General features: G+C 43.3%; 16 protein-coding genes and 1 pseudogene. 12 read left to right on the top strand and 5 right to left on the bottom strand.

From position 1 onward, the window contains the following. The first annotated feature begins 84 nt into the window (after positions 1–84). From pbpC to HC965_RS11715, 7 genes and pseudogenes are all read left to right on the top strand, one after another. Positions 85–2,451 (top strand): penicillin-binding protein 1C, encoded by a 2,367-nt coding sequence (gene pbpC, locus HC965_RS11745; protein ID WP_191031628.1) that lies wholly within the window; start codon positions 85–87, stop codon positions 2,449–2,451. A gap of 25 nt (positions 2,452–2,476) precedes the next feature. Continuing rightward, a complete protein-coding gene (locus HC965_RS11740) occupies positions 2,477–3,652 on the top strand; it encodes an MFS transporter (protein ID WP_191031627.1) in 1,176 nt (391 codons plus the stop codon). Positions 3,653–3,698: 46 nt separating this feature from the next. After that, positions 3,699–4,133: a hypothetical protein gene (locus HC965_RS11735; RefSeq protein ID WP_191031626.1), complete on the top strand. Its 435-nt coding sequence runs from the start codon at positions 3,699–3,701 to the stop codon at positions 4,131–4,133. Between the two features lie 121 nt (positions 4,134–4,254). Continuing rightward, on the top strand, positions 4,255–5,127 hold the full coding sequence (locus HC965_RS11730; protein ID WP_191031625.1) for a VIT1/CCC1 transporter family protein: 873 nt from the start codon (positions 4,255–4,257) through the stop codon (positions 5,125–5,127). A gap of 43 nt (positions 5,128–5,170) precedes the next feature. Continuing rightward, positions 5,171–6,619: pseudogene (locus HC965_RS11725) on the top strand (Na+/H+ antiporter NhaC family protein); the annotation flags it as partial. Between the two features lie 67 nt (positions 6,620–6,686). Continuing rightward, positions 6,687–7,277 (top strand): DUF4251 domain-containing protein, encoded by a 591-nt coding sequence (locus HC965_RS11720; protein ID WP_191031623.1) that lies wholly within the window; start codon positions 6,687–6,689, stop codon positions 7,275–7,277. A gap of 101 nt (positions 7,278–7,378) precedes the next feature. After that, positions 7,379–8,038 carry a response regulator transcription factor gene (locus HC965_RS11715; RefSeq protein WP_191031622.1) on the top strand — a complete coding sequence of 220 codons (660 nt, stop codon included), beginning with the start codon at positions 7,379–7,381 and terminating at the stop codon, positions 8,036–8,038. A gap of 36 nt (positions 8,039–8,074) precedes the next feature. Here HC965_RS11715 and HC965_RS11710 read toward each other — a convergent pair whose 3' ends face one another. The 3 genes from HC965_RS11710 to mnmA all read right to left on the bottom strand — a co-directional run bounded on the left by HC965_RS11710 (position 8,075) and on the right by mnmA (position 9,814). Then, positions 8,075–8,428: a type II toxin-antitoxin system RelE/ParE family toxin gene (locus tag HC965_RS11710; protein WP_191032012.1), complete on the bottom strand. Its 354-nt coding sequence runs from the start codon at positions 8,426–8,428 to the stop codon at positions 8,075–8,077. Continuing rightward, complete coding sequence (locus tag HC965_RS11705) at positions 8,418–8,657, bottom strand: hypothetical protein (protein WP_191031621.1); 240 nt, start codon at positions 8,655–8,657, stop codon at positions 8,418–8,420. Before HC965_RS11705 ends, HC965_RS11710 begins: the two co-directional genes overlap by 11 nt. An 89-nt stretch (positions 8,658–8,746) precedes the next feature. After that, entirely contained in the window at positions 8,747–9,814 is a 1,068-nt protein-coding gene (gene mnmA / locus HC965_RS11700) for a tRNA 2-thiouridine(34) synthase MnmA (RefSeq protein WP_191031620.1), read from the bottom strand. Positions 9,815–9,994: 180 nt separating this feature from the next. On the opposite strand from mnmA, the gene HC965_RS11695 reads away from it, so the two are divergent. Then, complete coding sequence (locus HC965_RS11695) at positions 9,995–11,413, top strand: S41 family peptidase (protein ID WP_191032011.1); 1,419 nt, start codon at positions 9,995–9,997, stop codon at positions 11,411–11,413. A 205-nt stretch (positions 11,414–11,618) separates the two neighbouring features. Here the strand turns inward: HC965_RS11695 and HC965_RS11690 are convergent, their stop codons facing one another. Both HC965_RS11690 and HC965_RS11685 read right to left on the bottom strand, forming a co-directional pair. Further along, the gene (locus tag HC965_RS11690; RefSeq protein ID WP_191031619.1) at positions 11,619–12,437 is read right to left on the bottom strand and encodes an alpha/beta hydrolase family protein; all 819 of its coding nucleotides are present in this window, start codon (positions 12,435–12,437) and stop codon (positions 11,619–11,621) included. Positions 12,438–12,462: 25 nt separating this feature from the next. Further along, entirely contained in the window at positions 12,463–12,897 is a 435-nt protein-coding gene (locus HC965_RS11685) for a DUF2007 domain-containing protein (protein ID WP_191031618.1), read from the bottom strand. A 114-nt stretch (positions 12,898–13,011) separates the two neighbouring features. Here HC965_RS11685 and HC965_RS11680 point away from each other — a divergent pair, with 114 nt between their 5' ends. The 4 genes from HC965_RS11680 to HC965_RS11665 all read left to right on the top strand — a co-directional run bounded on the left by HC965_RS11680 (position 13,012) and on the right by HC965_RS11665 (position 18,196). Beyond that, positions 13,012–15,390 (top strand): TonB-dependent receptor, encoded by a 2,379-nt coding sequence (locus HC965_RS11680; RefSeq protein ID WP_191031617.1) that lies wholly within the window; start codon positions 13,012–13,014, stop codon positions 15,388–15,390. A gap of 19 nt (positions 15,391–15,409) precedes the next feature. Beyond that, on the top strand, positions 15,410–16,192 hold the full coding sequence (locus HC965_RS11675; protein WP_191031616.1) for a M48 family metallopeptidase: 783 nt from the start codon (positions 15,410–15,412) through the stop codon (positions 16,190–16,192). 184 nt (positions 16,193–16,376) lie between these two features. Beyond that, a complete protein-coding gene (locus tag HC965_RS11670; RefSeq protein WP_191031615.1) occupies positions 16,377–17,663 on the top strand; it encodes a hemolysin family protein in 1,287 nt (428 codons plus the stop codon). Positions 17,664–17,716: 53 nt separating this feature from the next. Continuing rightward, positions 17,717–18,196 (top strand): copper resistance protein NlpE N-terminal domain-containing protein, encoded by a 480-nt coding sequence (locus HC965_RS11665; RefSeq protein ID WP_191031614.1) that lies wholly within the window; start codon positions 17,717–17,719, stop codon positions 18,194–18,196. The last annotated feature ends 4 nt before the right edge of the window (positions 18,197–18,200 follow it).

Raw genomic sequence — 18,200 nt, 5'->3', positions numbered from 1 at the left:
AGTTAACGAGTAGAACCGTGAAATCCGTGTAATCCGTGCCTAATCATTCGTCATAAATATATATATCCTAACTTTTGCCATTCAATGATTTCTATCTATAAGTTCTTCAAACGATTATCAATATTCAGGAAAGTAATGCTTGGCATCCTTACTCTCCTGCTGATTGGATATATATTTTGTCTTCCCCGGCAACTGTTTCATGTCCCCTATTCTACCGTCGTCACCGACCGTAACGATGAATTGCTGGGAGCACGCATTGCTTCCGACGGGCAATGGCGGTTTCCTCCACGCGAGACAACACCGGAGAAAATCAAACAATGTCTCATAACATTTGAAGACAAGCATTTCTATCACCATTGGGGTGTCAATCCGTTATCCGTCGGAAGAGCTATCTATCAGAACACCAAGCACAAACGTATTATCAGTGGTGGAAGTACACTGACTATGCAAACCATCCGTCTTGCCCGAAATGAATCGAGGACTTTCGGAGAGAAAATAATCGAAATGATTTGGGCTACCCGACTCGAATTCCGGGCTTCCAAAGAAGAAATCTTATCCATGTATGTATCTCATGCGCCTTTCGGTGGCAATGTAGTAGGACTGGATGCAGCAGCCTGGCGGTATTTCGGGCATTCGGCGGAAGACCTGTCATGGGCAGAATCCGCCATGCTTGCCGTGCTTCCCAATGCTCCCGCTATGATTCATCTATCCAAAGGACGGAAGATGCTGCTTTCCAAACGGAACCGGTTATTGAAACAACTCCTAGAAAAGAAAATCATAGATTCATCGACCTACGAACTGGCTATCACCGAACCGCTTCCCGATGAGCCGTATCCTCTTCCACAGATAGCTCCCCATTTGGTCAGCCGTTTTTATAAGGAGAGGAACGGGCAATACACCCGTTCTACTATCGACCGGGGGATGCAGACCCACATAGAAGATTTGGCAGAACGTTGGAGTAATGAGTTCAACCGGAGTGATATTCGTAATTTGGCTATTCTAGTGATTGATATACCCACCAATCAGGTGATAGCTTATTGCGGAAATGTACATTTCGACCGAAAGCAGGGCGGCAATCAAGTTGACGTGATTCAAGCTCCCAGGAGCACAGGCAGTATTTTAAAACCTTTCCTATATTATGCCATGTTGCAGGAAGGTTCTTTATTGCCCGATATGTTATTGCCGGATATACCTATTAATATAAACGGCTTTACTCCTCAGAATTTCAGCATGCAATATGAAGGAGCTGTCCCGGCTTCGGAAGCGCTTGCCCGTTCATTGAATATTCCTGCCGTGACGATGCTGCAAAGATATGGAGTACCTAAGTTTCATAATTTCCTGCAACAGACCGGATTCAAGACAATCACCCGGTCTTCGTCTCATTATGGATTATCCTTGATTCTAGGTGGAGCGGAAGCGACCTTGTGGGATGTGACAAATACCTATGCCCAAATGGGAAGGAGTCTCATTCCTCACCCGGATTCAAAGCTCTCTGAAAAGAAAGAAGCCGGGATTATAATGGCGAAAGGGGAAGAGAAAGAAGAAGAAAACGAGACTACTCAGAAGAGTAATCAGAAGAATTTCATTTGGGAGAAAGGCGCTGTGTGGCAAACATTCGACGCCTTGAAAGAAGTAAACCGTCCCGAAGAAATCGACTGGAAATCTATCCCGTCCATGCAAACCATTGCCTGGAAGACAGGAACCAGTTATGGATTCCGGGATGCCTGGGCAGTCGGTGTCACCCCGCGCTATGCAGTCGGGGTATGGGTAGGAAATGCAACCGGTGAAGGAAAGCCGGGACTGGTCGGTGCACAAACGGCAGGTCCCGTATTATTTGATATATTCAATTATCTTCCCGCTTCATCCTGGTTTGAACGCCCGACCGGTGTTTTTGTGGATGCAGAAGTATGCCGCCAGTCAGGACATTTGAAAGGTAGATTCTGCGAAGAAACGGACACAATCCTTATTCTCCCTGCCGGACTGCGCACGGACGCTTGCCCGTACCATCATCTAATCACATTATCCGCTGACGAAAAGCACCGTGTCTATGAGAACTGTGCCAACACAGAACCGACCCTTCAAAAGTCATGGTTTACCCTTCCCCCCGTATGGGAATGGTACTATAAGCAACACCATCCGGAATACAGACCTCTCCCCCCTTTCAAAGCAGGTTGTGGGGAAGACACTTTCCAACCTATGCAATTCATCTATCCTCCGATAAATGCTCACATTAAATTGCCGAAACAACTGGACGGCAGCAGAGGATTCATAACCGTCGAATTGGCACACAACGACCCCAATGCCACCCTATTCTGGCACCTCGATGACACCTATCTGACGCAAACGCAGGATTTCCACAAGATTTCCCTGCAACCCGCTCCCGGAAAACATTCTTTGACAGCAGTAGATGGAGAAGGCAATACAGTTTCCACTACTTTCTTCATTGAGTGAGCATCAATTTTACTATCTTTGCGGCATGAAACAGCCATTAAAAGAAAACGGGGGACTACCGGCGTCTATCCTCTGGACACTTGCTATTGTGGCGGGTATCTCGGTAGCCAATATCTATTATGTCCAACCTCTTCTGAATATGATACGCCATGAACTTGGCATATCAGAATTCCGAACCAACCTGATTGCCATGGTCACACAGATTGGCTATGCAGCCGGACTGTTGTTTATCACTCCCTTAGGTGATTTATGTCAACGGAAGAAAATCATACTCGCCAACTTTACCGTCCTGATATTCTCCCTGCTGACCATCGCCCTGACGCATAACATCCACCTGATACTTATTGCCTCATTCCTTACGGGAGCCTGCTCCATGATTCCACAGATATTCATTCCCATAGCCGCCCAATTCTCACGTCCCGAGCACAAAGGCAGGAACGTAGGAATCGTACTTTCAGGACTGCTGACCGGCATACTGGCTTCACGTGTTGTCAGCGGATTTGTCGGCGAACTGTTCGGGTGGCGTGAAATGTACTATATCGCCGCAGGCATGATGTTGGTCTGCGCAATTATTGTATTGAAAGTCCTTCCCGATATTCAGACCAACTTCAAAGGGAAATACAGCGACCTGATGAAATCCCTGGTAGCTTTGGTAAAAGAGTTTCCGCAACTACGCATTTATTCCATCCGGGCAGCGCTGAACTTCGGTTCCCTTCTTGCCATGTGGTCTTGCCTGGCTTTCAAGATGGCGCAAGCTCCATTCTTCGCCACTAGCGACGTCATCGGACTGTTGGGACTCTGCGGAGTAGCCGGAGCATTGACGGCATCTTTTGTAGGGAGATACGTGAAGCAGGTAGGCGTACGCCGCTTCAACTTTATCGGCTGCGGATTGATTCTTTTCGCCTGGTTGCTGTTTTACGTGGGAGAAAATACATATATAGGCATTATTGCCGGCATTATCATTATTGATATAGGTATGCAGTGCATCCAGCTTAGTAATCAGACGAGTATTTTCGAGCTATCTCCCCGCGCTTCGAACCGTATCAACACCGTCTTTATGACAACTTACTTTATAGGTGGTTCGATGGGGACATTCCTTGCCGGCAGCTTTTGGCAACTGTATGGTTGGCACGGTGTTATTGGTGTCGGAGTCATTTTAACTATGATTTCTTTATTAATTACGCTTTTCTATAAGAAATGAGTCAACAAAATGAACGGTCAAACCGTTTATTACAAAACTAAAGCCAATGAAATACGGAGTTAACAAGAAAATCTTACTAATCACAGCTGGCACAGTTTGGATTATCGCCGGTGCCAATATCTTACGAATAGGAATTGTGACTTGGCTGAACAGCTCTCAAGAGTGGATGTTCAAAATTGGAGAAGCAACTGTTGTTTTCTTATTATTTTTTGTCTTAATTTTCAGAAGACTTTATTATAAACATACCCGCCGGATTGAAGAGAAGAAAGAAACCCGTAACTGCCCTTTCTCTTTCTTTGATGTAAAAAGCTGGATAGTGATGATATTCATGATTTCTTTGGGAATCACCATCCGGAGTTTCCACCTGTTGCCGGACAGCTTCATTTCTGTATTTTACACAGGATTGTCCATAGCACTGATTCTCACCGGAATACTTTTCATCCGCTATTGGTGGATAAAACGTAAGACAATCCTTGACTGACGCTCACATCTGCCTATATTCCAAGAAAATATAAACTTATAATAATTTTTATTGCTCTATCCCGCAATGCAGAAGATTTCGACCATTTTGTTATATCTTTGCAGACTAAAATAATATAGGAATGAATTTAGTTCAACAAGACATTAATAATTTCATCCGTTTTCAACGGAATGAGATTACAGAAAGTATTCTATACGAGCGACTTGCGCTGATAGAAAAAGACACAAACAACAGCAGGACGCTCAAACTGATTGCCGCGGAAGAAAAGTCACACTATAACATCCTCAAAAAATATACAGGAAAAGAGGTTGCTCCTGATTATAAGCGTATTGCCCGCTTCTATCTTTTAGCACGCACGCTAGGGCTTACTTTCGCTATCAAGCTGATGGAATCAAGCGAGGAAAATGCTCACAGCAATTATGACAAATACGCGAATATTCCCGATTTGCAACGTCTTGCCCAGGACGAAGAGGTGCACGAGCAGAAGTTGATTGCACTTATCAATGAAGAAAAACTGGAATATATGGGTTCCGTCGTGTTGGGATTGAATGATGCATTAGTGGAGTTTACCGGTGCACTGGCAGGATTCACACTGGCTTTGAACGATAGTAAGCTAATCGCCCTCACCGGTAGTATCACAGGAATTGCCGCTGCATTATCAATGGCCTCATCCGAGTATCTTTCGACCAAGTCGGAAGGAGACGATAAGAAACATCCTGTAAAGGCAGCCGTCTACACAGGTATTGCCTATCTGATTACAGTAGTGTCATTGGTCGCTCCGTTTATCCTTATCAGTAATGTAATCATAGCTCTGGCAGTGATGTTGAGCATGGCACTTGTCATTATCGCGCTTTTCAATTACTATTACTCGGTAGCCCGCGGCGAAAGTTTCCGAAAGCGATTTACCGAAATGGCCGTACTCAGTTTCAGTGTGGCAGGTATCAGTTTCCTGATTGGCTACGCCTTGAAAACGTTTACCGGCATTGATGCTTAATACCTGATAATGTCTTACTAATTAATAATGTCTTAATAAAGAAGAAAGTACCAGAGAACTTAATATGAAAAAAGCTCCTTCCCCTATTGTATCGCTGATACCGATTATCGTACTTATATTAATGTTAGTGGCCACTATTCACACTTTCGGCAGTGATGCTCTAAGTGGTGGAAGCCAGGTTTCATTGCTTAGCACTACTGCTGTATGCATCCTTATCGGTATGGCTTTTTACAAAATTCCGTGGAAAGATTACGAGATAGCAATTACCAACAATGTGGCCGGAGTGACAACAGCTATCATTATCCTGCTCATTATCGGCGCACTAAGCGGTGTCTGGATGATTAGCGGCATAGTACCTACTCTGATTTATTATGGAATGCAAATCATTCATCCCAGTTTCTTCCTCGCATCTACCTGCATCATTTGTGTACTCATCTCCATCATGACCGGTAGTTCGTGGACGACAATTGCTACCATCGGTATCGCATTGATGGGTATCGGCAGGGCACAAGGATTTGAGGATGGATGGATTGCGGGAGCTATCATCTCCGGCGCTTATTTTGGAGATAAGGTTTCACCTCTATCGGAAACGACCATATTAGCTGCTTCCGTGACGGATACTCCCCTGTTCAGGCATATCCGCTATATGATGATAACGACTGTTCCTTCCCTTATTATCACGCTGATTATTTTCACCGTGGCGGGATTCTCGCACGACGCGAGCAATACGCAGCATATCACGGAAGTGGCAGCCGCATTGAATGAGAAGTTTCATATCACTCCCTGGCTGTTGATAGTCCCTGTGGTAACCGGAATATTGATTGCCCGGAAAGTGCCTTCCATTATTACTTTGTTCCTGTCAACACTGCTGGCCGGTATCTTTGCTTTAATTTTTCAGCCGGATTTGTTGCGGGAGATTTCTGGGATGATGACTTCCGGTGCCGATTCTCTGTTTAAAGGTCTGATGATGACTGTCTACGGAGGGACAAATTTGCATTCCGACAATGCCGTTCTGACAGACTTAATTGCCACGCGCGGTATGTCCGGGATGATGAATACCGTTTGGTTGATTTTATGTGCCATGTGTTTTGGTGGCGCAATGACAGCGAGCGGCATGCTGGGAAGTATCACTTCCATCTTTGTCCGCTTCATGAAGAAGACAGTCAGTGTGGTGACTGCAACGGTTTGCTCCGGCCTTTTTCTCAATTTGGCAACTGCCGACCAATATATCAGTATCATCCTGACCGGTAATATGTTCCGGGATATTTATGCTAAAAAAGGTTACGAAAGTTGCTTGCTAAGCCGGACTACGGAAGATTCAGTAACCGTTACATCCGTGCTGATTCCGTGGAATACCTGCGGAATGACTCAGGCCACAATCCTGAGTGTGCCGACACTTGTGTATCTGCCCTATTGTTTTTTCAACATTATCAGCCCTTTAATGAGTATTGCCGTTGCAGCTATCGGATATAAAATTGCAAGGCGTTCATGAACAATCTGGCATAGACTTTGTTTTTGCAATAAACGGACAACGTATTAAACCTAAACAAAAAAAAGTTATGAAAAAGTTTATTGCATTATTAGCATTAGTATTAGTGAGTGCAAGCACGATGATGTATGCACAGGAAAGTAACGCAGCAGTACGCCGCGCAGACAGAAAAGCTCAAAGAGATGCGGAAAGAGCTAAACTCCGCGCCGAAGAAGAGGTGCAGGACATGGCAGCCTATCAGCAAGCTGTACAGGCTTTGAAGAACAAGCAATTTGTATTGGAAGCCAATCAGGTAATCTTCCGTAATGGCATGAGTGCGTTTGTGACTTCAAACACCAACTTCGTTCTGATGAATGGTAACAGAGCTACCGTACAGACTGCTTTCAACACTCCTTATCCCGGCCCTAACGGTATCGGTGGTGTTACAGTAGATGGTAATTCTTCAGATATGAAGATGAATGTCGACAAGAAAGGAAATGTCAACTGTTCATTCAGCGTTCAAGGCATCGGCATCTCTGCCCAGGTCTTTATCAACATGAGTAGCGGAAACAACACTGCTTCAGTTTCCATCAGCCCTAACTTCAGTAACAATAACCTGACACTGAACGGAAATATCGTTCCGCTCGACCAGTCAAACATCTTCAAAGGACGTTCCTGGTAATCGGGATACAAGAATCTTATCATAACTCCGCTACAAATCGCGCAAAATGCGTACATTTGTAGCGGAGTTTTTTATTTATCCGTTCGTTAGTTCGTTAAACCATGAGAGAATTTATCATCGCAGACAATCAAGATATCAGCAAGGCAGGAATGATGTTTCTGCTGAGTAAGCAAAAGGATGTATCCACCCTTTTAGAAGCTGACAATAAGGCTGAACTGATTCAGCAACTGCGATTGTATCCGCAAGCGGTGATTATTCTGGATTATACGTTATTCGACTTTGCCGGAGCAGATGAACTGATTGTGCTGCAAGAGAGGTTTAAGGAAGCCGACTGGATTTTATTCTCCGACGAGCTTAGTCTTAACTTTCTTCGTCAGATTCTATTCAGCAGCATGGCTTTCGGAGTGGTGATGAAAGATAACTCCAAAGAGGAAATCATGACTGCCATCCAATGCGCTACCCGCAAACAGCGATATATCTGTAATCATGTCAGCAATCTATTACTTTCCGGTACCACTTCTCCGATGAGTGCATCGGTCGTAGATGACCATTTGCTGACGCAAACGGAAAAGAATATTCTAAAAGAAATCGCATTAGGAAAAACGACCAAGGAGATTGCGGCAGAGAAAAACCTCAGCTTTCATACGATTAACAGTCATCGCAAAAATATCTTCCGGAAGTTGGGGGTGAATAATGTACATGAAGCAACTAAGTATGCCATGCGGGCGGGGATTGTGGATTTAGCGGAGTATTATATCTGACGTGTGGACTGTCCAATACCATGGACAACCCCATTCCTATATTTTTCTTTGTTTCAAACCATTTTGTTTCAGAAGTTGTTCTATTTCTTTCTCAGATATAGAAGCTCTGTCTGCCTTATCATAGATATAAAGAAGATTTAATACTGCATTTTGTTGGGAAATTACCAAAGTAAAAGTTATGACTCTTGCACCACCACTTTTACCTTTTCCTTTTGCAGTAATTTTCATACGAACCTTACGCAAACCGTGACCAAGGTCTGTTCCAAGTTGAGGATTCCGAGATAATTCATCAAGAAGTTTCAGATAATCTTCTTTAAATGAAACATAACGCTTCCCTAAACGTTTTGCCTCTTTATCAAATGAGGCAGAACTTTCTATACTATAGTTCATCAATGAGTTCATAAGCAGATCTTGTTCTTCCAGCTGTTACATCTTTCAGCCCAGCGTCAATCCCTGCGAGAATCTCTTCTTTACTGATTTCTTCCTCTTCTTTTTCAGCTTCCATCTTTTTAAGTCGTTTCAAATAGTTTTTTACTCGGGTGAGCATCTCTTTGTCATTCAAACTCAGGAGTTCCTCCACCAAGTCCATTTTCAGACTTTTCAATTCCATCGTTGTCATAATCAATCCTCCTTTATTTATATTTCTATGAAACAAAAGTAATGAAAATAATCCTGTTTATTCAATCTTCACCACTCAAAAATATCTATTTAACAGATAATCTCCCCACTTCCCACGCAGATTCCCGCTTCTTTATCGTAAATCACTCCGAACTGTCCCGGAGCAATGCCCTGCAACTTTTCGGAAGATAAGATACGGAATTGGTTCTCTCCTTCCTGTATGAGTTTTCCTTTCGTAAATTCAGGAGTATGACGAATCTTAAAAGTAATATCCAATTCCTTGTCCTGTCCTGCCCAGGGATTATCGGTAATGAAATGGAAGTCATGCATTCGGAATTCATTGCCATATTGTGTTTCCACATCGTACCCTCGGGATACATAAATAATATTTTCTTGAATATCCTTCTTTATCACAAACCAGGGGCCACCACTCAAACCAAGTCCCTTTCGCTGTCCGATAGTGTGGAACCAATAGCCGCGATGGGTACCCAGTTTCTTTCCGGTTTCCAGTTCTATAATCGCTCCCTCTTTCTCTCCAAGGAAACGACGGACAAAATCATTATAATTTATCTTTCCCAAGAAACAAATGCCCTGGCTATCTTTTCTCCTGGCACTCGGTAATCCTGCCCTATTGGCTATTTCACGCACTTCGTTCTTCATGAATCCACCAATGGGAAACATGAGTTTAGAGACTTGCAGATAATCAATTTGGGCAAGAAAATCGGTCTGGTCTTTTACGGGGTCTTTTGCCGTACCCAACCAGATTTTGCCGTCACGCTCTAATGTGGTAGCGTAGTGACCGGTTGCTGTATAGTCGAAATCTTTTCCGACACGTTGTTCAAAGCAACCGAACTTAATAAGTTTATTGCACATCACATCAGGATTCGGCGTGAATCCCTGCCGGATTTTATCAATGGCATAGGCTGCCACATTCTCCCAATACTCCCGGTGTAAATCAACGATTTCCAAAGACAGACCATACTTACGGGCGGTAGCGGCAGACAATTCAATATCTTCCTCTGCCGAGCAATCCATATACTCCGCTCCGTCCATGCCTATCTTGATATAAAACAAAGTTGGCTTGTATCCTTGTTCACAAAGAAGGTGTACAACAACCGAACTGTCGACACCTCCCGATAATAATGCAGCTATATCCATGAAAAAAAATTCGTCTATTAATAACTTACTATAATATAGTTAATACCTACTGAAAACTTTAACGTTACAAAGATAAGGCTATATTCTCTAACAACCAATCACACATTGAAGGCATTTTTATACCATAAATGTGGTAGATAAGCAAAGTATTTCCTACATTTGCAGCATGAAAAGCTTTTTATAATGACGAAATTAAGAAAGATAATCCTTATACCTGCCCTGGTTATCGTATTTATCAGCGGCTTTTTCTCCTGCGGCGTCGACCGCTGGCCGGAGTATGCCCATCAGACAGCATTGGATACATGGTTGTTGGATATTATGCAACAGAACTATCTGTGGTATCAAGACTTACCTTCCTATGATGATGCAAACCTTTTTTTGGCACCTGACCAGTTCTTATCTAAGGTAAAATCAAAAAACGATAGTTATTCATTCGTGGATTCCATTATGGAAACTCCATTGCCTAGCTATGGATTCGACTATTCATTAGTCCGCAATCCGGACATTGATACCGCTTATAATGCATTGATTACTTACGTCATTCCCGGTTCACCTGCGGCAACAGCTGGTTTGAAACGTGGCAATTGGATTGTAAAGGTGGATACTTCCTATATCAGCAAGAAATATGAAACACTGCTGCTACAAGGTACGAAGCCGCTGGAAGTAACTTTAGGAACATATCAAAAGGTAGACCCGGAAGAGCCACCTGCAGAAGGTGAAGAACCAGAGGATATTTACAGGGTCGTACCGGAAGAAGAACCGACAGAAATCGGCGCAGCCGTACCATTAATAGATAATCCTGTACATTGCATGAAAATTCTGCCATACAAAGATGGTGAAGTAGGTTATTTAATGTACAACAGTTTCACAGCAGGAACCAAAGATGATGCAGAAAAATATAATAATGAGTTGCGCAACTGGTCGGCAGAACTTGCACAGAAGGATATTCATAAAGTGATACTCGACTTGAGATATAATAAGGGCGGAAGTATTGATTGCGCACAACTATTAAGTACCATGCTTGCTCCCTCTTTCTATCTTGACCAAACCATGGCATTTATAGAATATAACGACAAGAATACAGCCAAAGATGCAACTCTGACATTTAATTCCGAACTACTAACCCCTTCAGGTAAAAATTTGGATTTAACTACCCTTATCGTTCTGATTAGTGGAGAAACAGCAGGAGCTCCGGAAATGTTAATGCACTGTCTGAATGGAAAAATTCAAGAATTAATAGCTATCGGCAGTTCGACTAAAGGACAAAATGTAGCAACAGAGCAGTTCGTTAATGAAGAATTCTTATGGTCGATTAACCCTGTCGTATGTACAATCTACAATTCAGAGCATGACACTTATACGGGATATAAACCGACTTATGCCGTCAATGCTTCAACGGATTACTTGACGTTCCTACCTTTCGGCGATGAGAAGGAAACATTGTTGAGTGTTGCCCTCGGAGTATTAAACAAGACTTATCCGCCTAAAGAAGACGAAGATACAGGAGAAACGAAAAAGGCACAGCTCAAGATAGAAAAGAGTGTCAGCAGCCCGGCTAGCAGACGCTTCACGAGCAATGGACTAAGACTCCTCAAATAACAACATTCAAGCGAAAGCATATCAATCCGTTATTGAATAGCTTATAATAAGCCATACAAGCATCTACAAAGGGGATGCTGTGCCAACGCATTGTCACAACTGTGCCATCGCAATGGCACAGCCGTGACATCGTAGTGGCACAGTTGTGACACCAGGCTGGCATGAATATGGCACCAGCGTAATGCGATTATGCTTGCAGCAGAATCTACTTTTTAAAGTATTTACCAAAGAATAGAATCTGATAATCAATAGAATTTCCCCAATACGTTCCGTTATGTGCTCCGGGACGTGTTATGAAGTCATGGTTAATCTTTTTCTCTAACAGGCGATTATGCAAATCCTTATTCACGTTCAGGAAGAAATCACTCTCTCCACAGTCTATGATAATCGCTAAATCGTCATTATTAAGGCTATCAATCTGAGTAATAACCGTATGATTGTCCCATACTTCCTTATTTGAATCATATTCTCCTAACTGTTTAGACATTTCCCAATTCTTCGGAAATGGACGAATATCCATTCCTCCACTGGTACTTCCTGCCGCACCAAACGTATCTTTATGGCGGATAGCGTTCCACATTGCCCCATGTCCGCCCATACTCAATCCGGTAATGGCACGTCCTTTCCGGTCGGCAATCGTCTTATAATTTTTGTCGATATACTGCACAAGTTCCGATGAAACGAAAGTTTCATAACGGTATGAGGGATTAAGCGGACTATCCCAGTACCAGCTATTCTTCCCGTCGGGACAAACAAAGATAATTCCTTTTTCATCCGCTATTTGAGGCAGATTCGGTTTTATTCCAATCCATGTTTTGGCATTTCCGCCATATCCGTGTAGCAGATAAATAGTTGGACAGGCTACAGCCTTCTTTCCCATTGCTGCGTCCGGCGTTACTACTACCACCTTCACTTCCTTGCTCATGGAAGGACTTTTAATTAATAAGGTATCAACTTTGGCAGCAAAGGAAGGTGCTGCCAAGACTAAGAAAAGAGTAATTAATAGATTTTTTTTCTTTTTCATTATGTGATTTATAGTTTAGATACAATTATTCTTCTGTTTCTTCCAAAGAATGAAATTCAGCAACAGGTGTACCAAAGGTCTTATGGCACTGTTTGCAAGTATAATCCCAATGATTATCTCCCGGAGGAGCCATTGTCAATGCCGAAAGAATAGCCGCACCTATAGCACGTAATTTCTTTCCTTTTTTCAAAACCAACTTGATGTCCGAAGAACCACAATAGGGACAAAGTGTCAACTCTTCCGGCCAACTTTGATTATCTCTCAACACCTGTATTGCTTTGTCATACTCTTCTTCCGCAACTAATATATCTACTCCTGCTATGTTGCTCACACAACTTTTATACAAAGTAGAAAAATTCTCGTTATGCAGGATAGACTCAATACCCTCATTTTCCAACGCTCCCTGAAGGATATGTGCCTTCATTGCGTCATTGCAAGTTATCAATTTTACAGTCTTCATAAGGAATCTGTTTTAATATGTCCTACAAATATAAGACTTATTCCTTTTTTATTCACTGACTATATCATTCTTTAATACTTTTTTCGTACTTTCGCAGCACTAAACTGCAATCACATGAAAAGACTGTTGACACTTCTTTTATTCTTCAATATCCTGTTCTTTCCGTTGCACGCTCAACCTGTGCACCAAATAAAAGGAACAGTGATTGACAAAAACAGCCGCCAACCTTTGGAATTTATCAATGTGATGGTTATCGGGCTGAACAAAGGTGGTGTCACCAATGCAGAAGGACATTTCACTATTGAACAAGTACCTCCCGGCATCTATCGTCTGCAAGCGACGGCTATCGGCTATAAAAGTGTCACCACTCCCGAATATATCCTTTCCACCAAAAATCTGAATATCCCGATTGAGATGGAAGAGAACCTGACCGAACTCGAAGGAGTCACCGTCACAGCATCTCCTTTCCGTCGTGATATGGAAAGCCCTGTCAGCCTGCGTATCATCGGACTACAGGAAATAGAAAAGAGTCCGGGAGCCAACCGGGACATTTCGCGTATCGTACAGTCTTATCCCGGAGTTGCTTTCTCACCGATAGGCTATCGCAACGACCTTATTGTGCGTGGTGGTTCTCCTTTCGAAAACCGTTTTTATCTGGACGGAGTGGAAATCCCCAATATTAATCACTTCAGCACACAAGGAGCATCCGGCGGCCCCGTAGGCATCCTCAATGCCGACCTGATACGTGAAGTAAACTTCTACACCGGCGCTTTTCCCACCGACAAAGGGAACGCACTTAGTTCGGTACTCGACTTCAAATTGCGTGACGGAGACATGGAACGCAATTCACTAAAGGCAACACTCGGAGCTTCCGAAGTTTCTCTCGCTTCCAATGGACACATCGGGAAAAAGACTTCCTATCTGGTATCCGTGCGTCAATCCTACTTGCAGTTCCTCTTTGACATGCTCGATCTTCCCTTCCTGCCGACTTTCACCGATGCCCAATTCAAACTGAAAACCCGTTTCAACGAGCAAAATGAACTGACCGTATTAGGGCTGGGCGGAATCGACAATATGCGACTGAACACGAAGGCCGATAGTGAAGACAATGAATATATCCTCAGCTACCTTCCTAAAATAAAGCAGGAAACATTTACGCTAGGCGCTGTATACCGCCATTACGCAGGTGCACATGTACAATCGGTCGTAGTCAGTCACAGTTATCTGAACAACCGTAATACGAAATATCGTCAGAATGACGAAAGTGTTCCTGAAAATCTGATGCTACGCCTTCGTTCAACCGAACAGGAAACCAAATTCCGTTTCGAGAACAATTCTTCTTTCCGAAATTGGAAAATCAACCTTGGAGTGAATTTGGATTACAGCCAGTATTCCAATACTACCTTCCAAAAAGTATATACCAACCAGGCACAAACGTTCGATTATCATACCTACTTGGGAATTCTGCGCTGGGGACTCTTCGGAACCATCAATTATTCCTCCATGGACGAACGTTTCACAGCTTCCCTGGGATTGAGAGCCGACGCCAACAATTATTCATCAGCGATGAAGTCGCTTTCCGACCAATTATCTCCCCGCATCTCGCTCTCTTACCAACTGACCGATCACTGGTTCGTCAGCGGCAATGCAGGACTTTACTACCAGCTTCCCCCTTATACGGCTCTCGGCTTTAAAAACAACAATGGAACGTATGCCAACAAATACAATCTCCGTTATATGAAAGTCAGCCAGGAAAGTTTGGGAATCAGTTGGCGGAAAGGGGATTCGTTCGAAGTCTCCGTTGAAGGATTCTACAAGGATTATGATAAGATACCGCTCTCTATGGTAGACGGAATTCCCCTGACCTGCAAAGGAAACGATTACGGAGTAATCGGAAATGAGCTGTTGACTTCCACAGCGCAAGGACGCTCCTATGGTGTAGAGATTCTGGCAAAATGGCTGATTGCCAAGAAGCTGAATCTTGCCTCTTCCTTTACCTTATTCAAAAGTGAATATCGTAACGACAAAGAAAGTGAATACATCGCATCGGCTTGGGACAACCGCTATATCTTCAACCTGCGCGGAACCTATAATCTACCCCATCAATGGAGTGTCGGAATGAAAGTCAGCTGTATCGGCGGTGCTCCCTATACGCCCTATGATGAAGAGAAATCATCTCTTGTATCCGCCTGGGATGCACAAGGAAAAGCATATTACGACTATTCAAGATACAATAAAGAACGCCTTCCTGCTTTTGTGCAGGCAGACATCCGCATCGACAAGACATTTTATCTAAAACACTGCATGCTAGGATTCTATATTGATCTGCAAAATATCACCATGAGCAAACTGAAGCAACAGGATGTGCTTATGAGTACGGGAGTAATTGAAAATCCGGAAGCTCCCGCTAATAACCAGCATTACGTAATGAAACGCATTGAACAATCCAGTGGAACGTTGCTTCCGACCCTGGGAATTACATTTGAATATTAATATTATTAATTAAAAGAGTATGAAAAGACAAATTGCTATGATCGCCTTCGTATTAGTAGGCATGAGTATGACAGCTTCTGCACAATTCGGCAAGAAGATTAATTTGGGAAAAGCATTACAAGCAGGAAAAGACGTGGTAACGGCCGTTACTTTATCCGATGCCGACATTGCTAAAATGAGTAAGGAATACATGGTATGGATGGACGAACACAATCCGCTGACCAAGCCTGACACAGAATACGGCAAGCGTTTGGAGAAACTGACAGGACACATCAAAGAAGTAGACGGACTGAAACTGAACTTCGGCGTATATGAAGTAGTAGATATCAATGCCTTTGCCTGTGGTGACGGTAGTGTACGTATCTGTGCCGGACTGATGGATGTGATGACTGACGAAGAAGTGATGGCTGTAGTAGGTCACGAAATCGGTCACGTCGTTCACACTGACTCCAAAGACGCGATGAAGAATGCCTATCTTCGTTCAGCAGTGAAGAACGCAGCAGGAGCTACCAATGACAAGGTTGCCAAACTGACTGATTCAGAACTCGGAGCGATGGCTGAAGCCCTGGCAGGTGCCCAATATTCTCAGAAACAAGAAAACGAAGCCGACGAGTACGGTGTAGAATTCTGCGTAAAGAATGGTATCGACCCTTATGCCATGGCTAATTCGCTGACCAAGCTGGCTAAACTTTCAGAAGGTGTCGCACAGCCTTCTTATCTGCAAAAGATGTTTTCGTCACACCCCGATACCATGAAACGTATCGAGCGTGCCAAAGCAAAAGCGGCTACTTACGCTAAATAATAACAGACATTATTTCCAAACCCATATAAGAGGAGATACCGCGGTTGCACAACCAACGTATCTCCTCTTTTGTTTCTGATAAAAAAGAACACGCTAGTATTAAAAAATCATTAATCTATAATGCAGATTTGCATAGTGTCGTGATTTCATGTAATTTCGAAGCAATAACCATTTTAATCCATTTATGGAATTTCTTATTATTCTTCTCTTACTCATACTGAATGGCGTGTTTGCCATGTATGAAATTGCGCTGGTATCCTCCAGTAAAGCACGTCTTGAAACCCTTGTCGCGAAAGGTAACAAATCCGCACGCGGAGTATTGAAACAACTGGAAGAACCGGAAAAGTTCTTATCCACTATTCAAATCGGTATTACGCTGATTGGTATCGTATCCGGTGCATATGGTGGAGTAGCCATTGCCGACGACCTCGTTCCTCTGTTCTCCCTTATTCCGGGAGCAGAAGCCTACGCACGCAACCTCGCCATGATTACTACCGTAGCAATCATTACTTATCTTTCCCTCATCATCGGAGAGCTGGTTCCTAAATCCATTGCCTTGAGTAATCCTGAAAAATACGCGATCTTATTCAGCCCGATTATGATTCTGCTGACAAAAGTATCTTATCCTTTTGTATGGTTACTAAGTATCTCTACCCGGCTACTGAACAGACTTATCGGTCTGAAAAGCGAAGAACGTCCCATGACGCAGGAAGAAATTAAAATGATTCTCCATCAAAGTTCGGAACAGGGAGTGATCGACAAGGAAGAGACGGAAATGATACGTGACGTATTCCGCTTCTCAGACAAGCGTGCCAACGAGCTGATGACACATCGCAGGGATCTTATCATTCTGCATCCTGACGATACACGGGAGAAGGTGATGAAAGTTATTGAAGACGAACATTACAGTAAATACCTGTTGGTGGACGAACGGAAAGACGAGATTATCGGAGTGGTTTCCGTAAAAGATATTATCCTGATGGTGGGCAGCCAACAGCAGTTTAATTTACGCGAAATAGCCCGTCCTCCCCTCTTTATTCCGGAAAGTTTGTATGCAAATAAAGTTTTAGAGCTATTTAAGAAGAACAAAAACAAGTTCGGAGTTGTTGTTAACGAGTATGGTAGTACGGAGGGTATTATCACGCTGCACGACCTGACCGAAAGTATCTTCGGAGACATTCTTGAAGAGGATGAAACGGAAGAAGAAGAAATCGTCACAAGGCAGGATGGTTCGATGCTGGTGGAAGCTTCAATGAACATTGACGACTTCATGGAAGAAATGGGAATTTTATCTTATGAAGACCTGGAGTCTGAGGACTTCACCACTTTAGGCGGACTGGCCATGTTCCTGATAGGTCGTATCCCGAAAGCCGGAGACATCTTTACTTACAAGAACCTGCAATTCGAAGTAGTAGATATGGACCGGGGACGAGTAGACAAACTGCTGGTCATCAAACGGGATGAAGAATAGGTAAAAACCGAGCGATAGCTCACTATATTTATATTAACTTAAAGCACTTAACGATGAAAAAAGTAATTATGTTAGCAGCCGTTGTAGCTGCTTTGGCATCTTGCCAATCAAAAGCCAACAAAACCGCAGAGGCAGAAGCAGACAGTCTTGCCATTGCCATGACTCCGATCACAGAAATGACCGAAGTTTATGAAGGTACTCTTCCTGCTGCCGACGGACCGGGTATTGACTATGTACTGACCCTGAACGCTGCTACTGATGGCATAGATACCACTTTTACACTGGATATGACTTACCTGGATGCCGAAGGACAAGGAAAAAACAAAACCTTCACCTCAAAAGGAAAACAACAGACTATACACAAAGTCGTGAACAAAAAGCCTGTTACCGCTGTTAAGTTAACTCCGAAGGATAGTAATGACAGTCCGATGTACTTCGTGATTGTAAACGATACTACTCTTCGCCTGGTAAACGATAGCTTACAAGAAGCTGTCAGCGACCTGAATTATGACATCATCAAGGTGAAACAATAATAAA

The organism is Bacteroides sp. GM023, assembly GCF_014750685.1.
In the GTDB taxonomy this organism is placed as follows: Bacteria; Bacteroidota; Bacteroidia; order Bacteroidales; family Bacteroidaceae; genus Bacteroides.
This window is presented reverse-complemented; position numbering and strand designations above follow the sequence as displayed.